At 70.0% G+C, this 22,532-nt stretch carries 22 protein-coding genes; 9 read left to right on the top strand and 13 right to left on the bottom strand.

Annotation, left to right across the window (positions count from 1 at the left end; genetic code table 11):
* Window positions 1-46 precede the first annotated feature (46 nt).
* Together ku and ligD are read left to right on the top strand one after the other, a co-directional pair.
* Window positions 47-895 (top strand): non-homologous end joining protein Ku, encoded by an 849-nt coding sequence (gene ku / locus EOD42_RS16485; protein ID WP_127788647.1) that lies wholly within the window; start codon window positions 47-49, stop codon window positions 893-895.
* Window positions 892-3,333, top strand: coding sequence for a DNA ligase D (gene ligD / locus EOD42_RS16480; protein ID WP_127788646.1), 2,442 nt, complete (start codon window positions 892-894; stop codon window positions 3,331-3,333). The genes ku and ligD overlap by 4 nt, the downstream gene beginning before the upstream one ends.
* A gap of 7 nt (window positions 3,334-3,340) precedes the next feature.
* On the opposite strand, the gene EOD42_RS16475 is transcribed toward ligD, so the two are convergent.
* The 3 genes from EOD42_RS16475 to EOD42_RS16465 form a co-directional block, all read right to left on the bottom strand.
* Window positions 3,341-5,419: an ATP-dependent helicase gene (locus tag EOD42_RS16475; RefSeq protein ID WP_127788645.1), complete on the bottom strand. Its 2,079-nt coding sequence runs from the start codon at window positions 5,417-5,419 to the stop codon at window positions 3,341-3,343.
* Window positions 5,420-5,815: 396 nt separating this feature from the next.
* Window positions 5,816-6,517: a DJ-1/PfpI family protein gene (locus EOD42_RS16470; protein WP_127788644.1), complete on the bottom strand. Its 702-nt coding sequence runs from the start codon at window positions 6,515-6,517 to the stop codon at window positions 5,816-5,818.
* Window positions 6,514-7,527: a GlxA family transcriptional regulator gene (locus tag EOD42_RS16465; protein ID WP_127788643.1), complete on the bottom strand. Its 1,014-nt coding sequence runs from the start codon at window positions 7,525-7,527 to the stop codon at window positions 6,514-6,516. The genes EOD42_RS16470 and EOD42_RS16465 overlap by 4 nt, the downstream gene beginning before the upstream one ends.
* Window positions 7,528-7,717: 190 nt before the next feature.
* On the opposite strand from EOD42_RS16465, the gene EOD42_RS16460 reads away from it, so the two are divergent.
* On the top strand, window positions 7,718-8,674 hold the full coding sequence (locus EOD42_RS16460) for a tripartite tricarboxylate transporter substrate binding protein (protein ID WP_164867977.1): 957 nt from the start codon (window positions 7,718-7,720) through the stop codon (window positions 8,672-8,674).
* A gap of 92 nt (window positions 8,675-8,766) precedes the next feature.
* Here EOD42_RS16460 and EOD42_RS16455 read toward each other — a convergent pair whose 3' ends face one another.
* Window positions 8,767-9,645, bottom strand: a complete 879-nt coding sequence (locus EOD42_RS16455) for a hypothetical protein (protein WP_164867976.1) — start codon at window positions 9,643-9,645, stop codon at window positions 8,767-8,769.
* An 8-nt stretch (window positions 9,646-9,653) separates the two neighbouring features.
* A complete protein-coding gene (locus EOD42_RS16450) occupies window positions 9,654-9,869 on the bottom strand; it encodes a hypothetical protein (RefSeq protein ID WP_127788641.1) in 216 nt (71 codons plus the stop codon).
* A gap of 135 nt (window positions 9,870-10,004) precedes the next feature.
* Here EOD42_RS16450 and EOD42_RS26525 point away from each other — a divergent pair, with 135 nt between their 5' ends.
* Window positions 10,005-10,139, top strand: coding sequence for a hypothetical protein (locus tag EOD42_RS26525; RefSeq protein WP_276318156.1), 135 nt, complete (start codon window positions 10,005-10,007; stop codon window positions 10,137-10,139).
* Window positions 10,140-10,204: 65 nt separating this feature from the next.
* Here the strand turns inward: EOD42_RS26525 and EOD42_RS16445 are convergent, their stop codons facing one another.
* Genes EOD42_RS16445 through EOD42_RS16435 form a run of 3 tightly spaced genes read right to left on the bottom strand, consistent with a single transcriptional unit; the run spans window position 10,205 to window position 12,374 of the window.
* Complete coding sequence (locus EOD42_RS16445) at window positions 10,205-11,254, bottom strand: alpha/beta hydrolase (protein WP_127788640.1); 1,050 nt, start codon at window positions 11,252-11,254, stop codon at window positions 10,205-10,207.
* A 20-nt stretch (window positions 11,255-11,274) separates the two neighbouring features.
* The gene (locus EOD42_RS16440) at window positions 11,275-11,814 is read right to left on the bottom strand and encodes a GNAT family N-acetyltransferase (RefSeq protein ID WP_127788639.1); all 540 of its coding nucleotides are present in this window, start codon (window positions 11,812-11,814) and stop codon (window positions 11,275-11,277) included.
* Window positions 11,811-12,374 carry a helix-turn-helix domain-containing protein gene (locus tag EOD42_RS16435; protein WP_127788638.1) on the bottom strand — a complete coding sequence of 188 codons (564 nt, stop codon included), beginning with the start codon at window positions 12,372-12,374 and terminating at the stop codon, window positions 11,811-11,813. The genes EOD42_RS16440 and EOD42_RS16435 overlap by 4 nt, the downstream gene beginning before the upstream one ends.
* A gap of 69 nt (window positions 12,375-12,443) precedes the next feature.
* On the opposite strand from EOD42_RS16435, the gene EOD42_RS16430 reads away from it, so the two are divergent.
* On the top strand, window positions 12,444-13,250 hold the full coding sequence (locus tag EOD42_RS16430) for a DUF2272 domain-containing protein (protein WP_127788637.1): 807 nt from the start codon (window positions 12,444-12,446) through the stop codon (window positions 13,248-13,250).
* A gap of 67 nt (window positions 13,251-13,317) precedes the next feature.
* Here EOD42_RS16430 and EOD42_RS16425 read toward each other — a convergent pair whose 3' ends face one another.
* From EOD42_RS16425 to nirB, 4 genes are all read right to left on the bottom strand, one after another.
* Entirely contained in the window at window positions 13,318-13,899 is a 582-nt protein-coding gene (locus EOD42_RS16425; RefSeq protein ID WP_127788636.1) for a malonic semialdehyde reductase, read from the bottom strand.
* Window positions 13,900-13,974: 75 nt separating this feature from the next.
* The gene (locus EOD42_RS16420; RefSeq protein ID WP_127788635.1) at window positions 13,975-14,952 is read right to left on the bottom strand and encodes a glycosyl transferase family protein; all 978 of its coding nucleotides are present in this window, start codon (window positions 14,950-14,952) and stop codon (window positions 13,975-13,977) included.
* A gap of 14 nt (window positions 14,953-14,966) precedes the next feature.
* Window positions 14,967-15,287, bottom strand: a complete 321-nt coding sequence (gene nirD / locus EOD42_RS16415; protein ID WP_127788634.1) for a nitrite reductase small subunit NirD — start codon at window positions 15,285-15,287, stop codon at window positions 14,967-14,969.
* Between the two features lie 5 nt (window positions 15,288-15,292).
* Window positions 15,293-17,758, bottom strand: coding sequence for a nitrite reductase large subunit NirB (nirB, locus tag EOD42_RS16410; protein WP_127788633.1), 2,466 nt, complete (start codon window positions 17,756-17,758; stop codon window positions 15,293-15,295).
* A 297-nt stretch (window positions 17,759-18,055) separates the two neighbouring features.
* On the opposite strand from nirB, the gene EOD42_RS16405 reads away from it, so the two are divergent.
* On the top strand, window positions 18,056-18,457 hold the full coding sequence (locus tag EOD42_RS16405) for a RidA family protein (RefSeq protein ID WP_127788632.1): 402 nt from the start codon (window positions 18,056-18,058) through the stop codon (window positions 18,455-18,457).
* On the opposite strand, the gene EOD42_RS16400 is transcribed toward EOD42_RS16405, so the two are convergent.
* On the bottom strand, window positions 18,447-19,163 hold the full coding sequence (locus tag EOD42_RS16400) for an enoyl-CoA hydratase/isomerase family protein (RefSeq protein ID WP_164867975.1): 717 nt from the start codon (window positions 19,161-19,163) through the stop codon (window positions 18,447-18,449). The genes EOD42_RS16405 and EOD42_RS16400 overlap by 11 nt on opposite strands.
* Before the next feature lie 112 nt (window positions 19,164-19,275).
* Here EOD42_RS16400 and EOD42_RS16395 point away from each other — a divergent pair, with 112 nt between their 5' ends.
* Genes EOD42_RS16395 through EOD42_RS16385 form a run of 3 tightly spaced genes read left to right on the top strand, consistent with a single transcriptional unit; the run spans window position 19,276 to window position 22,512 of the window.
* Window positions 19,276-20,118: a MurR/RpiR family transcriptional regulator gene (locus tag EOD42_RS16395; RefSeq protein ID WP_127788631.1), complete on the top strand. Its 843-nt coding sequence runs from the start codon at window positions 19,276-19,278 to the stop codon at window positions 20,116-20,118.
* Window positions 20,115-21,470, top strand: coding sequence for an aspartate aminotransferase family protein (locus tag EOD42_RS16390; RefSeq protein ID WP_127788630.1), 1,356 nt, complete (start codon window positions 20,115-20,117; stop codon window positions 21,468-21,470). The genes EOD42_RS16395 and EOD42_RS16390 overlap by 4 nt, the downstream gene beginning before the upstream one ends.
* A 31-nt stretch (window positions 21,471-21,501) precedes the next feature.
* On the top strand, window positions 21,502-22,512 hold the full coding sequence (locus EOD42_RS16385; RefSeq protein ID WP_127788629.1) for an amino acid ABC transporter substrate-binding protein: 1,011 nt from the start codon (window positions 21,502-21,504) through the stop codon (window positions 22,510-22,512).
* Window positions 22,513-22,532 lie beyond the last annotated feature (20 nt).

The following is a 22,532-nucleotide window of genomic DNA, read 5'->3' as shown; positions in this document are numbered from 1 at the left end:
CCGTTGCCGGCGTTGCCCGAAAAACCCCTTGCCGGAGAAGCAGGCGATGGCGATCAGGCCGACATGGGAGGGCCATCTGCGCCTGTCCCTCGTGACATGCCCGGTGTCGCTCTACGCCGCGGCCTCGACCAGCCGCGACGTGCACTTTCACTTCATCAACCCCAAGACCGGCAACCGCGTCCGCCAGCAGATGATCGACCCGGAAAGCGGGCCGATCGAGCGGCGCGACCTGGTGCGTGGCTTCGAGGTGGAGGAGGACCAGTATGTCCTGCTGACCGATGAGGAACTGCGCTCCGTCCGGCTGGAAAGTACGAAGCTGCTGGATATCGAGCGCTTCGTGGAAGGGGCGGCCATCGACCGCATCTGGTGGGACCAGCCCTACTATCTGGTGCCGGAGGGCAAGGCCGGGGCCGATGCCTTCGCCGTCATTCACGCGGCCATGGAGGATGCGGGGAAGATCGCGATCGCCCGGCTGGTGATGGGTGCGCGGGAGCGCGTGGTGGCGATCGAGCCGCGCGGGAAAGGCATGCTGCTGACCACGCTGCGCAGCCACGACGAGGTGCGCGACACGGCGGAATTCTTCGACGACATCCCCGCCGGCAAGCCCGACAAGCGCATGACCACCATCGCCCGGCAGATCGTCGAGCAGTTCGAGGGCGAGTTCGACCCGTCCTCCTTCAACGACCGATACGAGGACGCGCTGCGGGAGCTGATCGCCCCCAAGCAGGGTGGCGATGATGGCGGCGGGCGTCGCAAGAAGCCGCCGAAGACCGGCAATGTGATCGACCTGATGGAGGCGTTGCGGCAGAGCCTTGAAGGCAAGGCCGCCCAGCGAAGGCCAGCCGCGAAGAAGGCCGCCAAGAAGAATCCCGCCGCCCGCAAGCGCGCGTCATGAGCCCGCGCCGGCTCGAGCCCTACAACAGCCGGCGCGATTTCTCGCACAGCCCAGAGCCGCGCGGGCGCGCCGGCCGGTCGGGCAAGCAGTTGGGTTTCGTCGTGCAGAAGCACGACGCCACGCGGCTGCACTACGACTTCCGCCTGGAATGGCAGGGCGTGCTGAAATCCTGGGCGGTGACGCGCGGTCCCTCGCTGGACCCGGCCGATAAGCGCCTGGCGGTGGAAGTCGAGGACCACCCGCTGGACTACGGAACCTTCGAGGGCACCATCCCGAAGCCCGCCTATGGCGGCGGCACCGTCATGCTGTGGGACCGGGGCAGCTGGGCGCCACTGTCGCCCAAGACGGTCGACGAGGATCTGGAGAAGGGCGAGCTGAAATTCGTGCTCGCCGGGGAGCGGCTGCGCGGCGGCTTCGTGCTGGTGCGCATGAAACAGCGCAAGGGCGAGAAGCGCCACAACTGGCTGCTGATCAAGGAAAAGGACAGCGTGGCGACCCCCGGCAAGGGCGATGCCGTGCTGAAGGCCGCGACCTCCATTCACAGTGGCCGCACCATGACGCAGATCGCGTCGGGCGCCACGCAGCTCCGCGCCCGGCCCGCCGCCGAGCCCATGCCGGACTTCGTGCCGCCGCAGCTGTGCCGGCTGGTGGACGAGCCGCCCGGCGGCGACCACTGGCTGCACGAGCAGAAATTCGATGGTTACCGCCTGCAGCTGCGCGTGCAGGGTGGCCACGTCACCATCCGCACCCGCACCGGGCTGGACTGGACCGACCGCTTTCCCACCCTGGCCAAGGCGGCGGCCCGCCTGCCGGATGCTTTGCTGGACGGAGAGGCGGTGGCCATCGGCGAGGACGGCGCGCAGAGTTTCGCCGCCCTTCAGGCCACCCTTGCGGGCGAAGCCGATCACCCGCTGGTGTTCCATGCCTTCGACCTGCTGCATGACGGTAAGCAGGACTGGCGCCCCAAGCCGCTGACCGAGCGCAAGGCCGCGCTGCGCAAGCTGCTGCGCAAGGCACCCGACGCGCTACGCTATGTCGAGGATTTCGCGGCCCCTGGCGACATCATGCTCGACGCCGCCTGCCGTACAGGGATGGAGGGCATTGTCTCAAAGCGTGGCGCCGCACCCTATCGCTCCGGCCGCGATGGCGGCTGGACCAAGGCGAAATGCCGCAATGACGATGAGTTCGTGATCGGCGGCTTCACCCGCGATAAGCACGGCAAGCGCCTGGGCGCGCTCCTGCTGGGCGTGCGGGAGAAAGTCGGGCTGCGCTATGCAGGGCGGGTCGGCACTGGGTTCTCGGAGGCCACCGCGCGGCGCCTAGTCAGCCAGCTGGAGAAGCTGGTGCAGCCGCGCCACCCCTTCACCGCCGCCCCCGAGCGACAAGCCGGCGGCGCGCCCATCTGGGTGCAGCCGCAACTGGTGGCGCAGGTCGCCTATGGGGGCTTCGGCGCCGAGGGGTTGCTGCGCCATGCGAGCTTCCAGGGATTGCGGGAGGACAAGCCCGCGCGGGAGGTGAAAATGCCCAGCGTCTCCAGGCTGACCCACCCCGAGCGAGTGCTGTGGCCCGCCACCGACGACCAGCCTGCTCTGACCAAGGCTGACTTGGCCGCCTGGTATGAGCGTTATGCGGACGCCATGCTGCCCTATGTCGCTGGCCGGCCGCTTGCGCTGCTGCGCGCGCCAGACGGTATCGACGGCCAACACTTCTTCCAGCGCCACCCGATGCGCGGTCAGCCTGACAGCATCGGCAGCCTGCGCATGCCGGGCCAGTCCGAACCCTATCTGCGCATCGACAGCGCCCAGGCATTGATGGACCTCGCGCAGATCTCGGCGCTGGAACTGCACCCGGGCGGCGCGCGGGCCGATGCACCGGAATGGCCCGACCGGCTGATCTTCGACCTGGACCCGAGCGAGGGCGCGGATTTCCGCACCGTGCGCGATGCGGCGCTGGAGTTGCGGGACAGGCTAAAAGGGCTGGGGCTGGAGAGCATCCCGCGCCTGACCGGCGGCAAGGGCATCCATGTGCTGGTGCCGCTGAAGCGCTCGGAAAAGGACGGGATCGGCTGGGCCGCGGCCAAGCAGTTCGCCCGGCTGCTCTGCGCGATGATGGAGCACGACGCTCCCGACCGGTACACCACCGCGCTGGCGAAGAAGGCGCGCAAGGGACGGATTTTCCTGGACTATCTGCGCAACGACCTGCTGGCGACGGCAGTGGCCAGCTTCTCGCCGCGTGCGCGGCCCGGCGCGCCGGTGGCGCTGCCGGTGACATGGGCGCAGGTTGAGCGGGGGTGGCGACGGTCTCAGCCCTTCGGCCCCGCCGCCATCCATCTCTCGGATGGCCTGAGGCGCGGTTTAAAGGATGCCTGGCCGGCGCTGGACGACGCGGCTCGGCCACTGCGAGACGCGATGCGAAGACTGCTCCAGCAACAGGAATAGGAAGCGGCTAGGCCCACATCGCCTTCATCCGGCTGCCGAGATCAACCCTGACCTTGGTCTTCGCCGACGACAGGGCTTCGGGGTCCTGCCCGGCCCAATGATCCTGCTCGAAATGCTCCAGCAGCGCGTCGGGGATGAAGCGCGTGCGCGCGGCGTAGACATGGCGGTCTCCATACTGCGTCTGCCGGTGCACGAAGAAGCGCTGCGGCACCATCAGGTTCAGTGCCTCCTTCGCGCGGGTCATCGCGACATACAGCAGGCGGCGCTCCTCCTCGATATCATGCTGCTGACCGGTGCCGATGTCGGACGGCATGCAGCCATCGACCACGTTCAGCAGGAACACCGATTTCCACTCCTGCCCCTTGGCGGAATGGATGGTCGAGAGAGTGCAGTAATCCTCGTCGCGGCTAGGCGCGCCGGCCTCGTCGCTGGTGGCGCCGGGCGGGTCCAGCGTCAGCTCCATCAGAAACCGGTCGCGTGAGGGATAGCCGCCGGCGATCTGTTCCAGCTGCACCAGGTCGGCGCGGCGGGTCTCGACATTCTCATGCAGGCGTTCCAGATGCGGCTCATACCAACGGCGCGCCAGGGCCAGCTCCGAAGGCCAGCCATGGGCGCGCCCGTGCAGGGATTGCAGTGCGGTGACCACCGCAGGCCAAGCGGTGCCGGCCTTCGGGGGCGGTGGAGCATCAGCCAGAGCTTGCAGCGGCGATGGCGCGGACGCGATGGCATCCAGCACGCGCTGCGCCGCGGCCGGCCCCACATGCGGCAGCAATTGCAGCAGCCGGAAGCCCGCCACCCGGTCGCGTGGGTTTTCCGCGAAGCGCAGCAGCGCCAGCACATCCTTCACATGGGCCGCATCCAGGAATTTCAGCCCGCCGAACTTCACGAAGGGAATGTTGCGAAGGCGCAGTTCCACCTCCAGCGCCGCGCTGTGGCTGCCGGTGCGGAACAGCACGGCTTGGTCCTTCAGCGTCATGCCTTCCTCCCGGTGGCGCAGGATACGCTCGGCGATGCAGCGGGCCTGGTCGGCCTCATCGCGCACGATGGTCAGCAAGGGGCGCTGCATCGCCTCCCGGTCGGTCCAGAGGTTCTTGGTGAAGCGCTCCTGGGCCAGGCCGATCACCGCGTTGGCGGCGGCCAGGATGGGCTGGGTGGAGCGGTAGTTGCGCTCCAGCGTCACCACTTTGGCCGGCGGGCTGAACTGCTGCGGGAAATCTAGGATGTTGCGTACCGAGGCAGCGCGGAAGGCATAGATGGACTGCGCATCGTCGCCCACCACCACCAGCCCGTGCCCGTCGGGTTTGAGGCGCCGCAGGATCGAGGCCTGCAACCGGTTGGTGTCCTGGTATTCGTCCACGAGCACATGGTCAAAGCGCGCACTCATCTCGGCGGCGATGTCGGGTTCGGCCAGGGAGTGGCACCAGTAGAGTAGCAGGTCGTCGTAATCGAGCACGCCTTGGACCTGTTTGGCCTCGACATAGCCGGCAAAGAGCTTCTTCAGCTCCTCCTCCCATAAGCCGCACCAAGGGAAATGTGCGGCCAGCACGTCGGCCAGCGGCAGCTCGGCATTCACGGCATGGGAGTAGATGGCCAGGCAAGTGCCCTTGGTCGGGAAGCGTTCCGTGGTCTTGGACAAACCCAGCTGGTGCCGGACTAGGTTCATCAGGTCCGCGCTGTCCTCCCGGTCATGGATGGTGAAGCCGGGGTCGAGGCCGAGCTGTTCAGCATAATCGCGCAACAGCCGGGCGCCGATGCCGTGGAAAGTGCCGGCCCAGTTCAGGCCATCGGTGGTTAGCCGAGCATCGCGGCCGGCAAACTGGCCGGCGACGCGCTCCACGCGGCGGGTCATCTCCACGGCGGCACGGCGGGAGAAGGTAAGCAGCAGCATACGGCGAGGGTCGGCGCCCAGCGCGATCAGATGCGCGACGCGAGTGGCCAGCGTGTCTGTCTTGCCGGAGCCGGCGCCTGCGATAACCAGCAGCGGCGCGCTAGGCCGGGGGCCATGCGTGGCGATGCCGTGCTCCACCGCCTGGCGCTGCGCGTCATTCAAGCGCGCCAGCGGCGCGCGCGTTCCACCCTCCGACACTGCGCCCTCCTAAGAAGTGGCGCCCGCCTTGGGCGCGACCCGCTATTCTAAGATGCTGTGAACAGAGAGGGAACGCGTTTTCGTGAGAATAGGCGGCAGCGACGAGTACCGTTTGGGTGAGTCTGGTGCCGCTTGGCGATGCAGTGCGGAACTCCGCGGATTTTATTCAGCCTATGCGACAGCCATACCAAAGAAGGACCGCCCCCTTGGATCCCCGCCAGGACCGTAGCGGCCCTGGACCCCGGGGAGTTGGCATCAAGCCTTTGAATCATTGATTTTTATGATAAAAATGGCGCCCACCTACGAAGGTAAGGCGCCAAACTAATATCAGGTCCAGGAGATATTATCTCCTGGCGGGGGTGTCGGGGGCGGAGCCCCTGACCGGCGCCCGAGCCCTCAGCCCAGCCCCAGCCGCGCCTGCACCCGCTTCGCCGTCGCTTCGCGTTGCGCCGTCACCGCCGCTACGCTGTCGCGCATCGCCTCATAGATCTCGGGCGGCGCGCTGGCCGGCGTGCCGGCGTCGAAGGGCGGCTCCGGCGCGTAGACCATGTAGAGCTGGATCGCCTGAGCGGCCGCATCGCCGCGCAGCTCGGCCACCAGGCGCAGCGCGCCGTCGATGCCGGCCGTGACACCCGCCGCGAACACCCAGTCCCCGTCGATCACCACGCGCTCATCCACCGGGATGGCGCCGAAATAGGGCAGCAGGTGGAAGGACGCCCAATGGGTGGTGGCCCGCCGCCCCTTCAGCAGCCCCGCCGCACCGCAGACCAGCGCCCCCGTGCAGACGGAAAAGACGCTGTGCGCGCCCGCGGCCTGGGCGCGGATCCAGGAGAGGACGGTCTCGTCCTCCATCAGCGCCTCCTGGCCGAAGCCGCCGGGGATGTGCAGCACATCCAGCTGGGGCGCATCGGCGATCGCGGCGTCGGGGCTGATCCGCAGGCCCTTCAGGTCCCGGATCATGCCGCCATCGCGGCTGTAGAGGCGATAGGTGGAGTTCGGCACCCGGGCCAGCACCTCGAAGGGGCCGGTCAGGTCGATCTGGTCGATGCCGTCGAAGATGAGGGAGCCGATGTTGAGGTGGCGGTCCGGGTCGATCATGCGTGGGTCTCCTTCTGTCGGCGGTGGAAGCGGTCGCGGTAGTCGCCCGGCGAGGCACCGAGCTGGCGCAGGAAGGCGCGGCGCATCGTCTCCTCGGTGCCGAAGCCGCAACTCCGCACCACGGTGGCTAGTGCCCCGCGCCCGGTTTCCAGGCGCTGGCGGGCGGCCTCGACGCGCATGCGCTCCAGGAAGCGGGCGGGGGTCAGGCCGGTTTCCTCGCGGAAGACACGGGCGAACTGGCGGGGGCTGAGGCAGGCGCGCTCTGCCATCGCCTCGACCGAGACAGGTTTTTCCAGGTTGCCCGCCAGCCACGCCATCAGCCCGCCGAGGCGCGAGCCACCCCGGCTCTGCGCCGCCAGCACGCTGCTGAACTGCTTCTGGTCGCCGGGGCGGCGCAGGAACAGCACCAGCTCCCGGGCCACGGACAGCGCCAGGGCGTGGCCGTGGTCCTCCTCGACCAGGGCCAGCATCAGGTCCATGCCGGCCGTCACCCCGGCCGAGGTCCAGACATCGCCGTCCCGGATGAAGATCGGGTCGGGGTCCACGGTCAGGTCCGGATGGCGGCGCGCGAGCTCGGCGCAGAAGCGCCAATGGGTGGTCACGCGCCTGCCCTGCAGCAGCCCGGCGGCGGCCAGGCTGAAGGCGCCGGTGCACACGCCCACCAGCCGCCTCGCGCGCGGTGCCAGGTGGTGCAGCAGCCGGTGCAGGCGGCGGTCGTCGGAATGTTCCCGCGCGCCCTCGCCGCCGATGACGATCAGCGTGTCCAGCGCCTCGATGCCGAGCAGGGAGGCCTCGGTCTCGGTGGGGCGGAAGGCGAGGCCGGCCGAGGTCTGCGCCAGCCCCGGCACCGGGATCACATGGCAGGCCACGTCATACAGCGGCGCGGGCGGGCGGCCCTGCGCCATGCCCTGCAGCCGCCCGGCCTGGGCCAGCACCTCGGCGGGGCCGGCCAGGTCCAGCAGCTGCACCGGGGCCATGCCCAGGATCAGGACGCGACGGGGATCTTCCATGGCACCGATGCTGGGGCCGGCGCGCCATGGCAGCAATGCCAATCTCCCCACCGATCCTGCCATGAGGGCCATGGCAGGATCGGTGGGTGAAACGTCATTGCCGCCATGCCCCTGCTGCCGCAGCCTGGGCCCCGGAAACGCATGACGCGGCCTGACCCATTCGCCTGAGGTGTTTATGGCCCCGCACCCGATGATGAAGCGCCGGCTGCTGCCCGCCATGGGTGCGGCGTTGCTCGCGCGCCCCGCGCTTGCCTTCGACCGCACGCTGCGCATCGTCTCGCCCTTCAATCCCGGCAGCCTGAGCGACATCGTGGCGCGCGGGCTGGCGCAGGCACTGGCGCCCGTGGTGGGGCAGCCGGTGGTGGTGGAGAACCGCTTCGGTGCCGGCGGCGGCATCGGCGCCCTGGCCGCCGCCCGCGCACCCGCCGACGGCTACACGCTGTTCCTGGGCATGGTGGATGTGATGGCGGTGAACCCCTTCACCTACCGCAACCTGGCCTATGACCCAGAGCGCGACTTCGCGCCCGTCAGCTTCGTCAGCCACATCCCGACCGCGCTGATCGCGGGCCCGGCCAAGCCCGGCATCCGCAGCTTCGCCGACCTGGTCGCCGCGGCGAAGGCCGAGCCAGGCGCGCTGTCCTATGCCAGCTGGGGCGTGGGCAGCACCTCGCAGCTCGCCTTCGAGCGGATCTCCCGCGCCGCCGGCACCAGCTTCCTGCATGTGCCCTATACCGGCGCGGCACCTGCCATCCAGGCGGTCCTCGCCTCCCAGGTGGATGTGATGGTGGTGCCGACCGGGGCCGCGGCGGCCATGGCGCGCAACGGCGGCACGCGGGTGCTGGCCGTCGCCTCCCCGGCGCGGCAGCCCATGGTGCCCGAGACGCCGACCCTGGCCGAGCTCGGCCTGCCGCTGTCGCTCAGCCTGTGGCAGGCCGTCTATGTGCCGGCGCGCACCCCGCAGCCGGTGGTGGCGCAGCTGAACGCCGCGCTGCGTGAGGCGATGCGGGCCCCGGCCTTCGTCGAGATGCTGCGCACCCAGGCCGGCACGCCCGAGCCCGGCACCCCCGAGGCGCTCGCCGAATTCGAGCGCGGTGAGCGCCAGGCCTGGGGTGCGGTGGTGCGGGAGCTCGACATCAGGCTGGAATAGGCACCGGGCCGAAGCTGCGCGGCGGCATGAAAAAAGGGGCGCCGGCGGTGGTTCCGCCGGCGCCCCGCTTCACGGCATGGCCGCGTCCGGGTTCAGTCCAGGTCGTCGCGCAGCTGCCCGCCATAGGCGGCGGCGGCAGAGGCCACGAAGGCGCCGATAAGCATGGACAGCGCCGTGAACAGCGCCAGCATGGCAGCGGCCTTGCGGGCGGCGTCAGCGGCCTCGCGGGCCTTCTGGGCAGCCTCACGCGCCTTGGTGAAGGCCTGGTCCACGCGGGTCCGCGCCTCGTCGACCGACAGGCTGGTGCGGGCCGCGATCATCTGCGCCAGATAATCACGGTCCTGCGCCGGCAGCTGGCCGCTGGTCAGCGCGTTGCCGATGATGGTCATCACCTCCTCGGCGGCCTGCTCATTGGTCTCGCCGTTCGGGTTGGCGGCACCGGGCTGGCTGGGGCGCATCAGCGCGTCCATGTCGTACTGGGACAGCGGGCCGGCGGCGGAGGCAGCCGCCTGCACGGCGGTCTGGCCCGCGGCACCCACGACCTGGCCGGCCGCACCGATGGCACCGGTGACGGCGGAGGCGAGCACGCCCAGCGTCAGCACCGTGGCCAGCGCCCAGGCCAGCAGACCGTGCGCGGTGTCGCGGAAGAACACCTCGTCGCGCTGGATGCGCCAGCGCGTCCGCAGCCGGCCGGCCATGTAGCCGCCGAGCGCCGAGGACACCCACTGCACCACGATGAGCCAGATGACCGTCATGACCCCGAGCGTCGTGACGGACACGCCCTCATTGTGCCAGGGCGAGATGGAGGAGAAGCCGAGCCCCGCCCCCAGCGCCACGAGCACCAGCGTGGTGGCGCAGGCGGCCAGGCCGCCCGCGATGATGGCGCCCCAGGCGGTCGCGGACGGCTCTGCCGTCTCGGTCGCGTACACGCCTGTTCCGGTCAGGACCGGATCGTTGATGTGGCTGGGCATGGGCTGCCTCAGTGCCAGATCAGGGCGAGGAGGAGGATGATGGGAATGGGGACCCCGAGGAGCCAAAGAAGAATGCCGCGACCCATTGGTTTTCTCCGTGATTGACGGAGGTTGAACACCGGCGCCGCGCCCACGGTTGCATGGCCGGTTATTCTGTAATGTCGCTGCATCGCAATGAATAAATGAGCGACAGGATCGGGTATTTGCCGGATGTCGTTGCCCATTTGACGCCGCCGGCACGAATTCAACCGGTGGAACGAAAAAGATAGTCGGGCCCCGAACCTCAACCCGGCGCCGGGCAGGCCCGTTCTTCATCCGGCTGCCGCATGATGCGGCGGAAACAAGGAGGAGACATCCCGATGTCCGACAGCCCGAAGAAGAACTTCCCGGAGCAGGAAGAACAGTACCCGGCCCGCGAGGAAGAGCAGCAGGAACAGCCGATGCGCAAGCAGCCCGGCGAAGGTGGTCCCAAGACCCCCAGCCAGAAGTACTGAGGCTTTACTCTCCTCAAGCCCCCCCGAGCGATGAGCCCGGCCCGTCCATGCGGGCCGGGCTTTTCTCATGGGGCGTCGCCCATGCACCAGCCCAGGATGGCGTCCGCCTGTTCCAGCGGCCAGGCATGGGCCAGCCCGGCCAGCACATGGCATTCCACCCTGGCCCCCACATGGCGCAGCAGCTCGCTGGCCTGCACCGCGACGTCGGGCGGGAACATCCAGTCCCGCGCGCCGTGGGTGATGCGCACCGGCAGGCCGCGAACATGCTCCGGGTTCATCGCCATCGTCAGCATGGGGTGGAAGTTGCCGGCCACCGGCGCGAGATGCGTGAACGGCGGCTCCGCCGACAGGCCGAGCGAATAGGTGAAGCTGCCGCCGTCGCTCATGCCGCTCAGCAGGCGCGGGGCGGCCGCGATGTTCCATTGCGCCGACACGACATCGATCCAGTGCGCGATGTTGGGGCCGTCGATCTCGGGCTCCATGATCGACCAGGTATCGCCGAGGGCCGTCGGCGCCAGCACCGCCACGCCCCGCCCGCGCGCGGCGCGCAGCCAGCTCCAGAGAAAGCCCGCGCCGTTGCCGGACCCGCCATGCAGCGCCACCACCAGGGGCATGGGGCGTGCGGGCTCATAGTCCTCCGGCACATAGAGCGAGGCATTCCCGCGTGAGCCGGGCGGGCCGCCCAGATGCATGACGCCCACGCCCTCGCGCCCCGGATCGGCGGCCAGCCGTTCCAGCAGCGCGGCATCGCCCCGCCGGGCTGGTTCCAGGAAATGGCGGCTGATGGAGGGGATGAAGGGGCAGAGCGGGTAGATCGCCTCCGACGCGCGGGGAATGGCGCGGAAGGCCCGCCAGGCCTCGGGCAGGGAGGTGGCGGTGGCCATCACGCGCTCGGCTTCCAGCAGCAGGCGGGCTGCCTGGTCCAGGCAGTCGCGGATGGGGAGCCAGGCTTCCGGCCAGTCGAAGGCGCGGGACGCCGCGAGCGCATCGCCGAGCGCCGCATCGGCCTCGGGCGGCGAGGGGTCGGCCGGATCAAGCGCGCGCGTCGCGGCCTGCATCCGGTCCAGTGCGCGCAGGATGGCCGCAGCCAGCGCGGCGGCAGGTGTTTCTCCCATGCCGCGCAGGGTAGGGTGCCTCAGCCCGCCGGCGCCAGATGCTTGTAGAAGAAGCTGGCCGCCGCCAGCCGCCCGTCGGGGCAATGGCTGTGGCCGGGCATCGCGCCCATGAACACCCAGCCGCAGTCGCGGTACAGCTTCTCTCCGGCGCTGTCGGTTTCGGTATCCAGGTGCAGCAGGGTGCGGCCGGCGGCCCGCGCGGCCTGTTCCGCCGTGTTCAGCAGGCGCTTGCCCAGGCCCTGCCGTCGCGCCGTGGAATGCACCAGCATCTTGCCGATCTCGCCGCGATGCGGGGAGTTGGGCTGGTGCGCGAAGCTCAACACCACCGTGCCGAGCAGGCGCCCGTCCTGCTCCGCCACGAACAGGGTGCGCGCGCCATCGGCCATGCCGGGCAACTGGCCGCGCCAGAAGGCCGCCGCGTCATCCAGCGTCAGCCCGGCCATGAAATTCACCGAGGCGCCGTGATCGACCGCATCCACCAGGATGGCGGCCAGCTCCATGATCCGGGCCTCGGCCTCGGGTGCCGGCAGGGGGCGGATGTCGGCAGGAATACCGGTCATGGGCGGGCTCCGTGATGCAGGATGACGGCGTAGCGGGTGGGCCGCGCCGAGGGGTTGTGAAAGCGGATGGGGCGATCGAGCGGCATGAACAGGCAGTCCCCCTGTTCCAGCCTCGTGGTCTCCTCGCCCAGCGTCAGTTCCAGCGTGCCGTCCAGCACCCAGACATGCTGGCAGGCCCTGTCCATCCGCCGGTTGTCGAAGCCCACGCTGGCCCCGGGCGGGAACTCGACCTCCACGATATCGACCGCGGAGCCGGTGCCGGGGGGCGAGACGACGCGGCGCAGATAGCCGCTGGCGGGGTCGCGCCACAGGGGCTGCGCGGCATGCCGCGCGAGGGGAGAGGCGGGCGCCTCGGCGGCCGCGAACAGGGCGGAGACCCCGATGCCCAGCCCCACGCAGATCTTGTTCAGCATCTGGGCGGTGGGGCTCGATTCCCCGCGCTCGATGCGGGAGAGCATGGCGCGGCTGACCTCGGCCTGCGTCGCCAGCCCGTCCAGGGACAGGCCGCGCGCGGCGCGGAACTCCTTGATGCGGGCGCCCAGCTGCGCGTCGGTGCTCATATCTGCATCGTATAATCCAATATATTGGAGTCAACTGGCCGCCGCGCTCCGCCGGCGCTAAAAGGGCGCATGCTTCGCGCGCTCTTGCTGCTTCTGCCCCTGGCGGCCTGCGCCGTCCCGCCCGCGCCGGTGGCGCTCGGGCCGCCGCTTCCCTATCCGCCCAGCGTGCGCACCCGCCTGCTGGCCATCGCCCAGGCCGAATGGGCCGAATGGGGCAGCATCGTCGCGGACCCGGAGGCACCGCCGCGCCTGGAGGCCCGCCCCGAGAACTTCCCGCGCCTGGTCGCCTATTGGAACGCGGTGCCGGGCGATGAGGGCGCGCTTTCCCGCAACCGCGCGATCTATGCGCAGGACCCCGCGCATCCGCCCGGCAATCTCTGGGCCGAGCCCGCCTGGTCGGCGGCCTTCATCAGCTATGTCATGCAGCGCGCGGGCGTGGACCGGCGCGAGTTCCGCCCCAACGCCAGCCACGCCCTGTATCTGGACCCGCTGTTGAGCGATGCCGCGGCCTTCCCCGCCACGGCGCCCTTCATTCCCTATCGCCCGCAGGAATACGCGCCGCGCCTGGGCGACCTCGTCTGCGGGGACCGCAGCCGCAACCCGCTGACGGACTGGACCCAGCGCCTGGCCGAGGCCGGCCGGTTCCGCCCCATGCATTGCGACATCGTGGTGGGGCTCTCGCCCGGCTTCGTGGAGGCGATCGGCGGAAATGTGGCGGATGCCGTGACGCTCAGCCGCTTTCCGGCCGATGAGGCGGGTTTGCTGCTGCCCAGGCCCGCGGGGCGCACGCAATGGCTGGTGGTGATGCGGAACCGGCTGGGGGAATTGCCACCCTTCGGGGGCATGGCGGTCAGCAAGGATGCCGCAGGCCGGTAGGAACCGAAAAACACTCCGGGAGTTCGGCGCGCGCTGACCACAGGCGCGCGCCGAACCGGTCAATCGCTCAGGCGATCGTGCAGGCTTCCTCGAAGCTCAGGCGCGGCAGCTTGCCGAACAGGCCGGCCGGGTCGCCATGGCCCAGGTTCACCAGGAAGTTCGCGCGGATCTTGGTGCCGGCGAAGAAGGCTTCGTTCACCTTGTCCTTGTTGAAGCCAGACATCGCGCCGGTATCCAGCCCCAGCGCGCGGGCGGCCAGCATCAGATAGGCGCCCTGCAGCGAGGAATTGCGGAAGGCGGTTTCCTCGACCATCGCCTGGTTGCCGGTGAACCAGCTTTTCGCGTCGGCGTGCGGGAACAGGGTCGGCAGCTTCTCGTAGAATTCCATGTCCTCGGCGACGATCACGGTCACCGGGGCGGTCATCGTCTTCTCCAGGTTGCCGGAGGACAGCGACGGCTTCAGCTTCTCCTTGCCCTCGGGCGTGGTGACGAAGACGAAGCGCGCGGGGGAGCAGTTGGCCGAGGTCGGGCCCTGCTTCACCAGGTCATACAGCTTGCGCAGGGTCTCCTCGCTCACCGGCTCGGGCTTCCACTTGTTGTGGGTGCGCGCGGTAAGGAAGAGCGTGTCGAGAGCGTTCTGGTCGAGCATTGGGAAGCCCCTTGTGAAGATAGCGGTATTGGTGCCCGAAGTGGTGCGCCGCACAAGGGCGGCAAGGGTGCCAATTTATCGCCGGGCGGCCCAGATGGCGGGCGCGCGGGCGGCGGCATCGGGCACGCCCATGGCCAGCAGCGCCAGCTCGATGGTGCCGATGACGGTGCCTTCGGCATGCGGGCAGCTGTCGGTGCCGTTCCAGATGCCGGCGAAATCCGCCTCCGTCGCGCGGGTCGCGGTCAGGGCCGGCAGGTCCAGCACCTCGGTGCCGGCGGCGGTCTGCAGATGCGCCTGCATGGGCTTGCCGGGGGCGCGCTCGGCCTCGCCGCCGCCGCCCTTCACCACCAGGAAGCGCGGGCGGGCGAACTGGGCGGCCACCCCCATGTGGACGGCGATATAGGGCGGGTGGAACACGCCATCGACACCGGCCGGCGCGTCGGCCGGGTTCAGCAGCCGCGCCACCGTGTTGATGGGCGAACGCAGGCCCAGCATGGCGCGCAGGTGCAGAATCTCGTTCAGCCGGGGCGACATGACCGACAGCGGCAGGTAGCCGAAGCCGGTGGCGGCCACCTGTTCCAGGGCCTCCGCGCGGTTGCGCGCGGCGGCGAGCCCCAGCAGCGGCAGCGCGTCCTTCACCGCCATGCCGGTGGTGAAGGTGTTGGACCCGTGCATCAGCACGCGATGGCCGGATTTCGCCAGCGCCAGGGCCGAGAGCAGGAACCAGGGCGCGCCGCGCGTGCGGCCCGCGCCATAGGAAGGCCAGTCGAGATCGACGGGGGCGGGCGCGGCGCCCACGGCATCGCGCGCGGCCTCCACCAGGCCGGTCACTTCCTCGATGTCCTCGCCGCGATAGCGCAGCAGCATCAGGAAGGCGCCGATCTGCACCGGCTCGGCCTCTCCGGCCAGCACCATGGACAGCGCCTGCCGGCCTTCCTCCCGCGTCAGGGAGCGGGAGCGGCCGGGGCCGCGCCCCAGGGTGCGCACGAAGGGGGCGAAGGGGTGTTCGGGCTCCGCGTCGTCAGAAGCGCCGTGAGCCAGTGTATCCGCCATCGCCAAACCCTTCTTCAGGCGGCTTCCTGCGCCGCCGACAGCGCCAGCCAAAGCCGGCCGTCACGCAACTCTACCGCGAAGCGCTTCGCGCAGCCATGGTCCGGGCCCTGCGCCTCGCCGCTCGCCAGGTCGATGACCCAGCTGTGCAGCGGGCAGGCCACGCCCTTGCCGTGGATGATGCCCTGGCTCAGCGGGCCGCCCTTGTGCGGGCAGCGGTCCTCCAGGGCGAACACCGTATCGTCCAGCGTGCGGAACACCGCGATGTCGCCCTGCGCGGTCTTCACCACGCGGGCCCCCTGGCGGGGGATGTCGGAAAGGGTGCCGATGTCGATCATCCGGTTCACTCCGCGGGCTGGAGGCTGGTGAAGGGCTGCGCAGCCTCGGCACCCGGGGCGCGCTCGGCCCAGGGGTCGATCTGCATGAACTTCTGCGAATAGAGGAAACGCTCGTGCAGGGTGCGGCGGCCCTCGGCGTCGTCGACGATGCGGGCCTTAACGTAATCCAGGCCCACGCGCTCCACCCAGGGGGCGGTGCGGTCGAGGTAGCGCGCTTCCTCACGGTACAGCTGCAGGAAGGCACCGCAATATTCCAGCACCTCCTCCTCCGTCGTCACCTTGCACAGGAAGTCGGTGCCGCGCAGGTGGATGCCGCCATTGCCCGCGATGTGCAGTTCCCAGCCGCTGTCCACGGCCACCACGCCGAAATCCTTGATGGTGGCCTCGGCGCAGTTGCGCGGGCAGCCGCTGACCGCGAGCTTGACCTTGTGCGGGTGCCAGGAACCCCAGGTCATGCGCTCCAGCTTGATGCCCATGCCGGTGCTGTCCTGGGTGCCGAAGCGGCACCATTCGGACCCCACGCAGGTCTTCACCGTGCGCAGGCCCTTGGCGTAGGCGTGGCCCGAGACCATGCCCGCGGCGTTCAGGTCGGCCCAGACCTCGGGCAGCTTCTCACGCTGGACGCCCAGCAGGTCGATGCGCTGGCCGCCCGTCACCTTCACGGTCGGGATGTCGTACTTGTCGACCACATCGGCGATCGCGCGCAGCTCCGCCGCGTTGGTCACGCCGCCCCACATGCGCGGAATGACGGAATAGGTGCCGTCCTTCTGGATGTTGGCGTGGTTGCGCTCATTCACGAAGCGCGACTGCGCGTCATCCTGGTATTCGCCGGGCCAGGCGCACAGCAGATAGTAGTTCAGCGCCGGGCGGCAGTGATGGCAGCCGTCGGCCGTCTTCCAGCCCAGGCGGTTCATCACGCCGGGCATGGTCTTTATGCCCTGGGAGACGATCTCCTTGCGGACGAAGTCATGGCCGTGGGTCGTGCACTTGCACATCGGCTTCTCGCCGGCGGCCTGGTAGCCGTCGCCGAGCGCAAGCGAGATCAGCCCCTCGACCTGCGGCGTGCAGGAACCGCAGCTGGCCGACGCCTTGGTGTGGGCGCGCACGTCGTCGAGGGTGGTCAGCCCCTTCTCCGCGATGGCGGTCAGGATCTTGCCCTTGCACACGCCGTTGCAGCCGCAGATCTCGGCGCTGTCGGGCAGGGCGGCCAGCGCGGCCTTGGGGTCCTTCGCCGGGGCGCCGGAAGCGGCCAGGGCGACGGATTGGCCGAAGATCGCGGTGTGGCGCAGCGTGCCCAGCTCCTGCGCGTCCTTCAGCAGGGTGAAGTACCAGCCGGCGTCCTCGGCCTCACCGTACAGCACCACGCCGGCCACGCGCTCCTCACGCAGGACCAGGCGGCGGTACAGGCCGCGCGACGGGTCACGGAACTCCACCACCTCCGCGCCCTCGCCGCCGATGAAGTCGCCGGCGGAGAACATCTCGATGCCGGTCACCTTCAGGCGGGTGCCGCTGACGGCGGGGATGTACAGGCTGTCCGCCACGCCGGTCAGGTGGTCGGCCGCGACGCGCGCCATGTCCCACAGCGGGGCGACCAGCCCGTAGCAGACGCCGCGGTGCTCGACGCATTCACCGACCGAGTAGATGAACGGGTCGGAGGTGCGCATCGTGTCGTCCACGAGGATGCCGCGCTTGCAGTCCAGCCCGATCGCGCGCCCCAGGGTGGAGTTGGGGCGGATGCCCACGGCCATCACCACCAAGTCGGCCGCGATTTCCTGGCCGTCCTTCAGGCGCACCCCGGTCACGCGCTCCGTGCCCAGGATCTCGGCCGTGTCGGCGCCGCACATCACGGTCAGGCCGCGGGCCTCAAGGTCGGCCTTCAGCATGCCGCCGGCGACGGTGTCCAGCTGGCGCTCCATCAGGGTGGGCATCAGGTGCAGGACGGTGGTCTTCATGCCGTTCACGGCCAGGCCGTTCGCGGCCTCCAGGCCCAGCAGCCCGCCGCCGATGACCACCGCGCTGCCGCCCACGCCGCAGGCGTCCAGCATGGCGTCCACATCGGCCATGTCGCGGAAGGTGACCACGCCCGGCAGGTCGCGGCCGGGGACGGGGATGATGAACGGGTCGGAGCCGGTGGCGATCAGCAGGCGGTCATAGGGGCGGGTGGTGCCGAATTCGCCCATCACGAGGCGCGACTCGCGGTCCACCGAGACGACCTTCTCGCCGGCGATCAGCTCGATGCCGTTCTCCGCGTACCATTCGCGGCTGTTGATGACGATGTCGTCGAAGGTCTTCTCACCGGCCAGCACCGGAGAGAGCATGATACGGTTGTAGTTCGGGTGCGGTTCCGCGCCGAAGACCGTGATCTGGAACTTGCCGGGCGCGCGGGCGAGGATCTCCTCGACGGTGCGCATGCCGGCCATGCCGTTGCCGATGACGACGAGGCGGGGGTGCTGGGCCGGGATCGCGTTCATGCCGCGACGTCCTGACGGAAGGAGAGCTGGCTGGTGGTCTGCATGGCAAGGCTCCGCCTGGAAATTCCAAGACGTGCCGCCCTTGGCACTGGACGATCTGACGCGCCGGGGAACGGCGGCGGCACCACCTTGTGCCACCTGAACGGGCAAACCCGTCCAGCACCCGAGAGATAGCCAGTGGATCGAGCACTCACAACCGGATTCTGCGGTTTTGGCTTATGATTTTAGCAATGTAGCCTGCGGCCTGCGCGATATTGTGCAGATTGAGCAAAAAATGTGCTGCGTGAAAGGAGTGTCATGCCCCGTATCGAGCCCATCACCTCCCCCGAGGTGGTCGAATACCCCGGTCTCTGGTCCAACTGCCTGCGGGTGGGGGATACCATCTACCTCTCGGGCCTCACGGCCCGGGCCAATGACAAGACGACGATTCTGGGCGTCGGCAGCGCCTATGAGCAGACGCGGGTGATCTTCACCAAGGTGAAGGCGCTGCTGGAGGCGGCCGGCGCCGGCATGTCCCAGGTCGTGACCATGACGATCTATCTGACCGACATGGCCGACAACCGGGAGGTCTGGCGCGCCCGCGCCGAGTTCTTCGAGGGCGCCTTCCCCTGTTCCACCCTGGTGCAGGTGGCGGCCCTGGCCACGCCCGAGATCCTGGTCGAGATCACGGTGCAGGCGCGAGCGGACGCTACCGGCTAGCCATCACCCGCTCGCGGTACTCCTTCACCCGCTGCAGCAGGCCCGGCCGCGCGAGGGAGGCCGCCAGCGCCGCCAGGTCCGCCGCATCATCGGCGGTGCGGGTGCGGCGGTGCAGGGCGGCGACGGTCGCGGCCTCCAGCCGGGTGGCGGCGGCCAGGGCGGGGGCGGTGTCGGGGGTCTCCGTCACCTCGGTGGCCAGGCCCAGTTCCAGCGCGCGGGCGGCGGGCACCGCGGCGCCGGCCAGCAGCAGGTGCCGGGCGGCGGTGCCGCCCACCAGCCCGGCCAGCCGCCCGGTGCCCAGCACCAGCCCGAAGGCGGGGCCGGGGAAGGCGAAGCTGCTGCCGGTAAGCGCCACGCGGTGGTCGCACACCGCGAACAGGTCGGCCCCCGCGCCGAATACCCGCCCGCCCGCGATCGCCATGGTCGTGACCGGGGCGGCATGGATCTTCTGCAGCAGCAGCTCGATCCGCAGGATGCGCAGCGCCAGGTCGCCCTCGGTCACCGTCTCCAGGTCAGACAGGTCGAGCCCGGTGCAGAAATGCTTGCCCGCGCCCCGCAGCACCACCAGCCGCGCCCCCGCGGCCAGGGCCTGGTCGAAGGCGGCGTCGATGTCGGCCACCAAGTCCGCCCCCAGCGCATTGCCGCGATCGGGGCGGTTCAGGGTCAGCGTATACAGCGCATCCTGGTGTTCGACGGTGACGTACATGGGCGATCCTTGTTTTCTCGGCGCGATGTTACCGCCCGGTGGGTAAGGCGGCGAGCCGTCCGGTATTGCAACATCTGTTGCATTGACTGCGCATATGTGAAACGTATGTCGCGTGATCGCGCCGCTCGACACGCTCCGCCGTGCCCTTCCGGGCCTGCCGCCGCGCCTGCGCGCCGCCGGTGACTATGTCGCGCGCCATGATTTCGATGCCACCACGCGCTCGATGCGTGAGCTGGCGCAGGCCGCCGGCACCCATCCGGCCACCTTCACCCGGCTGGCGCAGGCCCTGGGCTACAGCGGGTGGGACGCGCTGCGCGACGCGCTGATCGAGGCGCGCCGGCCCGGCCCCTATACCCGCCGCGCCACCACCCCCGGCATGGCGCCGCTGCCCGCCGCCATCCTGGCCGCCGATGCGCAGAGCATCGCGGCCATGGCGCCCGGCCCCATCGCCCCCGCCGCCCGCGCCCTGCATGAGGCGCCGCGCATCTGGGTCGCGGGGTTCCGGTCCTGCCGGGGTGTCGCGCAGATCCTGCATTACCAGCTGCGGCTGTTCCGCCCCGACGCCGTGCGGCTGGTGGGCGGGGCAGGGCCCGATGACCTGGACCTGGGCGCCTTCCGCGCCGGGGATGCGGTGGTGGCCGTCAGCTTCGCCCCCTATTCCCAGTCCATCCTGCGCACCGCCCGCGCGGCCCGGCAGGCCGGCTGCGTGCTGATCGCGCTGCTGGACAGCGCCGCGAGCCCCGTCGCCGCCGGTGCCGCCCATGTGCTGTGCTTCGAGGCGGCGGCCGGCCCCGGCTTCTTCCCCAGCCTGACCGGGGCGCTGGCCACCGCCCAGGCCCTGGCGGCCGCCAGCTTCGCCGAGGGCGGGGACGCCGCCCTGCTTGCCCTGCGGGAGGCCGAGCAGCGCCTCTCCGCCCTTTCCGAATACGTGCCCGAACAGGAACCGCCGTCATGAACGTCGCCGTCACCCCCCGCCGCAGCCGCGTGCTGCAACGCTCCTCCGTCACGCTGCCGCCCAAGGCGGTGGGCGGCCATGGCGTGTGGCTGGTCGAGGAAGGCGGGCGCGAGGTGCTGGATGCCTCGGGCGGGGCCGCCGTCTCCTGCCTCGGCCACCAGCACCCGGCCATCATCGAGGCCATCAAGGCCCAGGCGGACAAGCTGTGCTACGCCCATACCGGCTTCTTCACCAATGAGCCGGCCGAGGCGCTGGCCGAGAAGCTGGTGGGGCATGAGCCGGGCGGGCTGGCCCAGGCCTATTTCGTGGCCGGCGGGTCGGAGGCGGTGGAGGCCTCCATCAAGCTGGCGCGCCAGTATTTCCTGGAGATTGGCCAGCCGCAGCGCACGCGCTTCATCGCCCGCACCCAGAGCTATCACGGCAACACGCTGGGCGCGCTCTCGGCCGGCGGCAATGCGGCGCGCAAGGCGCCCTACGCGCCCTTGCTGTCACCCGCCTTCAGCCATGTCTCGCCCGCCTTCGCCTATCATGGCGCCGAGCCCGGTGAGAGCGAGGAAGCCCATGTCGCGCGCCTGGCGGCCGAGCTGGAGGCGGAGTTCCAGCGCCTGGGCCCGCAGAACGTCGCGGCCTTCATGGCCGAAACGGTGGTGGGTGCCACGGCCGGCTGCGTGCCGCCGCCCGCCGGCTACTTCAAGGCCATGCGCGCTGTGTGCGACCGCCATGGCGCGCTGCTGATCCTGGACGAGGTGATGTCCGGCATGGGCCGCACCGGCACGCTGCATGCCTGGGAGCAGGAGGGCATCAGCCCCGACATCCAGGCCATCGCGAAGGGCCTCGGCGGCGGCTACCAGCCCATCGGCGCCGTGCTGGTCGCTGGCCGCGTGGTGGATGCCATCGAGCAGGGCTCGGGCGCCTTCCAGCATGGCCATACCTATCTGGCGCACCCCATCCCCTGCGCGGCGGCGCTGGCGGTGCAGCATGTGATCGAGCGCGAGGGGCTGCTGGAGAATGTGAAGGCGATGGGCGAGCTGCTGCAGCAGCGCCTGGCGGCCCGCTTCGGCAACCATGCCCATGTGGGCGACATCCGCGGCCGCGGCCTGTTCCGCGCCATCGAGCTGGTGGAGGACCGGGCATCGCGCACGCCCTTCGACCCTGCCCGCAAGCTGAACGCGCGCATCAAGAAGGAAGCCTTCGCGCGCGGCCTCGCCTGCTATCCGGGCGGCGGCACGCTGGACGGCGTGGCCGGCGACCATGTGCTGCTGGCGCCGCCCTATATCGTCAGCGCCGAGGAGGTCGGATTGATTGTGGATCGTCTGGGCGAGGCGGTGGATGCCGCCCTCGCTTCGATCTAAACATCTCGTCACAAACCAGGGAGATAACCCGATGAGGACCATCCTTGCCGCGGCGGCGCTGTTTACCGCCAGCATGTTCGGCCAGGCGGAGGCCGGCACGCTCGACGTCGTGCGCCAGCGCGGCACGCTCGTCTGCGGCGTGAGCACCGGCTTCGCCGGCTTCTCCGCCCCCGATACCCAGGGCGTGTATCGCGGCCTGGATGCGGATTACTGCCGCGCCGTGGCCGCCGCCGTGCTGGGCGACGCCACCAAGGTGCGCTTCGTCGGCCTGACGGCGCAGAACCGCTTCACCGCCCTGCAGTCGGGTGAGGTGGACGTGCTGTTCCGCAACTCCACCCAGACCTTCCTGCGCGGCAACTCCATCGGCCTGACCCAGGGGCCGGTGAACTTCTATGACGGCCAGGGCTTCGTGGTGCGCCGGGATGCCAATGTCTCCCGCGTGCGGGAGCTGGACGGCGCCTCCATCTGCGTGGCCCAGGGCACGACGCATGAGGTGACGCTGGGCGACTATGCCCGCGCCAACCGCATCCGCGTGAACCCGGTGGTGTTCGAGCGCGTGGACAGCATGTACCAGGCCTTCTTCGCCGGTCGCTGCGATGCCATGACGCAGGATGCCTCGGCGCTGGCCGGCGCCATCGCCCAGGCCCCCAACGCCGCCCAGTATGTCGTGCTGGCCGAGACCATCTCGAAGGAGCCGCTGGGCCCGTTCACCCGCAACGGTGACGAGCAGTGGACGAACATCGTGGCCTGGGTCCATTACGGGCTGGTCGAGGCCGAGGAGAACGGCATCACCCAGGCCAATGCGGAGGAGCAGTCCCGCGGGCAGAACCCGGTGGCGCAGCGCCTGCTGGGTACTTCCGGCGAGTTCGGCCAGCGCTTCGGCCTGGACAACCGCTGGATGCTGAACGTGATCCGCGCCGTCGGTAACTATGGCGAGGTGTTCGAGCGCAACGTCGGCCAGGGCAGCGTGCTGAAGCTGCCGCGCGGCGCCAACGGCCTGTGGAGCAACGGCGGGCTGATGTACGCCATTCCGTTCCGCTGAGAACGCGGCCCCGGGGGCGC

This window comes from Rhodovarius crocodyli, from assembly GCF_004005855.1.
GTDB classification, from domain to species: Bacteria; Pseudomonadota; Alphaproteobacteria; order Acetobacterales; family Acetobacteraceae; genus Rhodovarius; species Rhodovarius crocodyli.
The sequence above is the reverse complement of the archived record's forward strand: the minus strand, read 5'-3'. Positions and strand labels throughout refer to the sequence as shown.

Bases quoted from the DNA above. Each gene is read 5' to 3' on its own strand.
- ku (WP_127788647.1), top strand. From the start codon at position 47: ATGGCGATCAGGCCGACATGGGAGGGCCATCTGCGCCTGTCCCTCGTG.
- ligD (WP_127788646.1), top strand. From the start codon at position 892: ATGAGCCCGCGCCGGCTCGAGCCCTACAACAGCCGGCGCGATTTCTCG.
- EOD42_RS16470 (WP_127788644.1), bottom strand. From the start codon at position 6,517: ATGATCGACCCGGACCGCCACCTCAACATCGGCTCCCTCATCTTCGAC.
- EOD42_RS16465 (WP_127788643.1), bottom strand. From the start codon at position 7,527: ATGGAAGATCCCCGTCGCGTCCTGATCCTGGGCATGGCCCCGGTGCAG.
- EOD42_RS16460 (WP_164867977.1), top strand. From the start codon at position 7,718: ATGATGAAGCGCCGGCTGCTGCCCGCCATGGGTGCGGCGTTGCTCGCG.
- EOD42_RS16455 (WP_164867976.1), bottom strand. From the start codon at position 9,645: ATGCCCAGCCACATCAACGATCCGGTCCTGACCGGAACAGGCGTGTAC.
- EOD42_RS16450 (WP_127788641.1), bottom strand. From the start codon at position 9,869: ATGGGCAACGACATCCGGCAAATACCCGATCCTGTCGCTCATTTATTC.
- EOD42_RS26525 (WP_276318156.1), top strand. From the start codon at position 10,005: ATGTCCGACAGCCCGAAGAAGAACTTCCCGGAGCAGGAAGAACAGTAC.
- EOD42_RS16445 (WP_127788640.1), bottom strand. From the start codon at position 11,254: ATGGGAGAAACACCTGCCGCCGCGCTGGCTGCGGCCATCCTGCGCGCA.
- EOD42_RS16440 (WP_127788639.1), bottom strand. From the start codon at position 11,814: ATGACCGGTATTCCTGCCGACATCCGCCCCCTGCCGGCACCCGAGGCC.
- EOD42_RS16435 (WP_127788638.1), bottom strand. From the start codon at position 12,374: ATGAGCACCGACGCGCAGCTGGGCGCCCGCATCAAGGAGTTCCGCGCC.
- EOD42_RS16430 (WP_127788637.1), top strand. From the start codon at position 12,444: ATGCTTCGCGCGCTCTTGCTGCTTCTGCCCCTGGCGGCCTGCGCCGTC.
- EOD42_RS16425 (WP_127788636.1), bottom strand. From the start codon at position 13,899: ATGCTCGACCAGAACGCTCTCGACACGCTCTTCCTTACCGCGCGCACC.
- EOD42_RS16420 (WP_127788635.1), bottom strand. From the start codon at position 14,952: ATGGCGGATACACTGGCTCACGGCGCTTCTGACGACGCGGAGCCCGAA.
- nirD (WP_127788634.1), bottom strand. From the start codon at position 15,287: ATGATCGACATCGGCACCCTTTCCGACATCCCCCGCCAGGGGGCCCGC.
- nirB (WP_127788633.1), bottom strand. From the start codon at position 17,758: ATGAACGCGATCCCGGCCCAGCACCCCCGCCTCGTCGTCATCGGCAAC.
- EOD42_RS16405 (WP_127788632.1), top strand. From the start codon at position 18,056: ATGCCCCGTATCGAGCCCATCACCTCCCCCGAGGTGGTCGAATACCCC.
- EOD42_RS16400 (WP_164867975.1), bottom strand. From the start codon at position 19,163: ATGTACGTCACCGTCGAACACCAGGATGCGCTGTATACGCTGACCCTG.
- EOD42_RS16390 (WP_127788630.1), top strand. From the start codon at position 20,115: ATGAACGTCGCCGTCACCCCCCGCCGCAGCCGCGTGCTGCAACGCTCC.
- EOD42_RS16385 (WP_127788629.1), top strand. From the start codon at position 21,502: ATGAGGACCATCCTTGCCGCGGCGGCGCTGTTTACCGCCAGCATGTTC.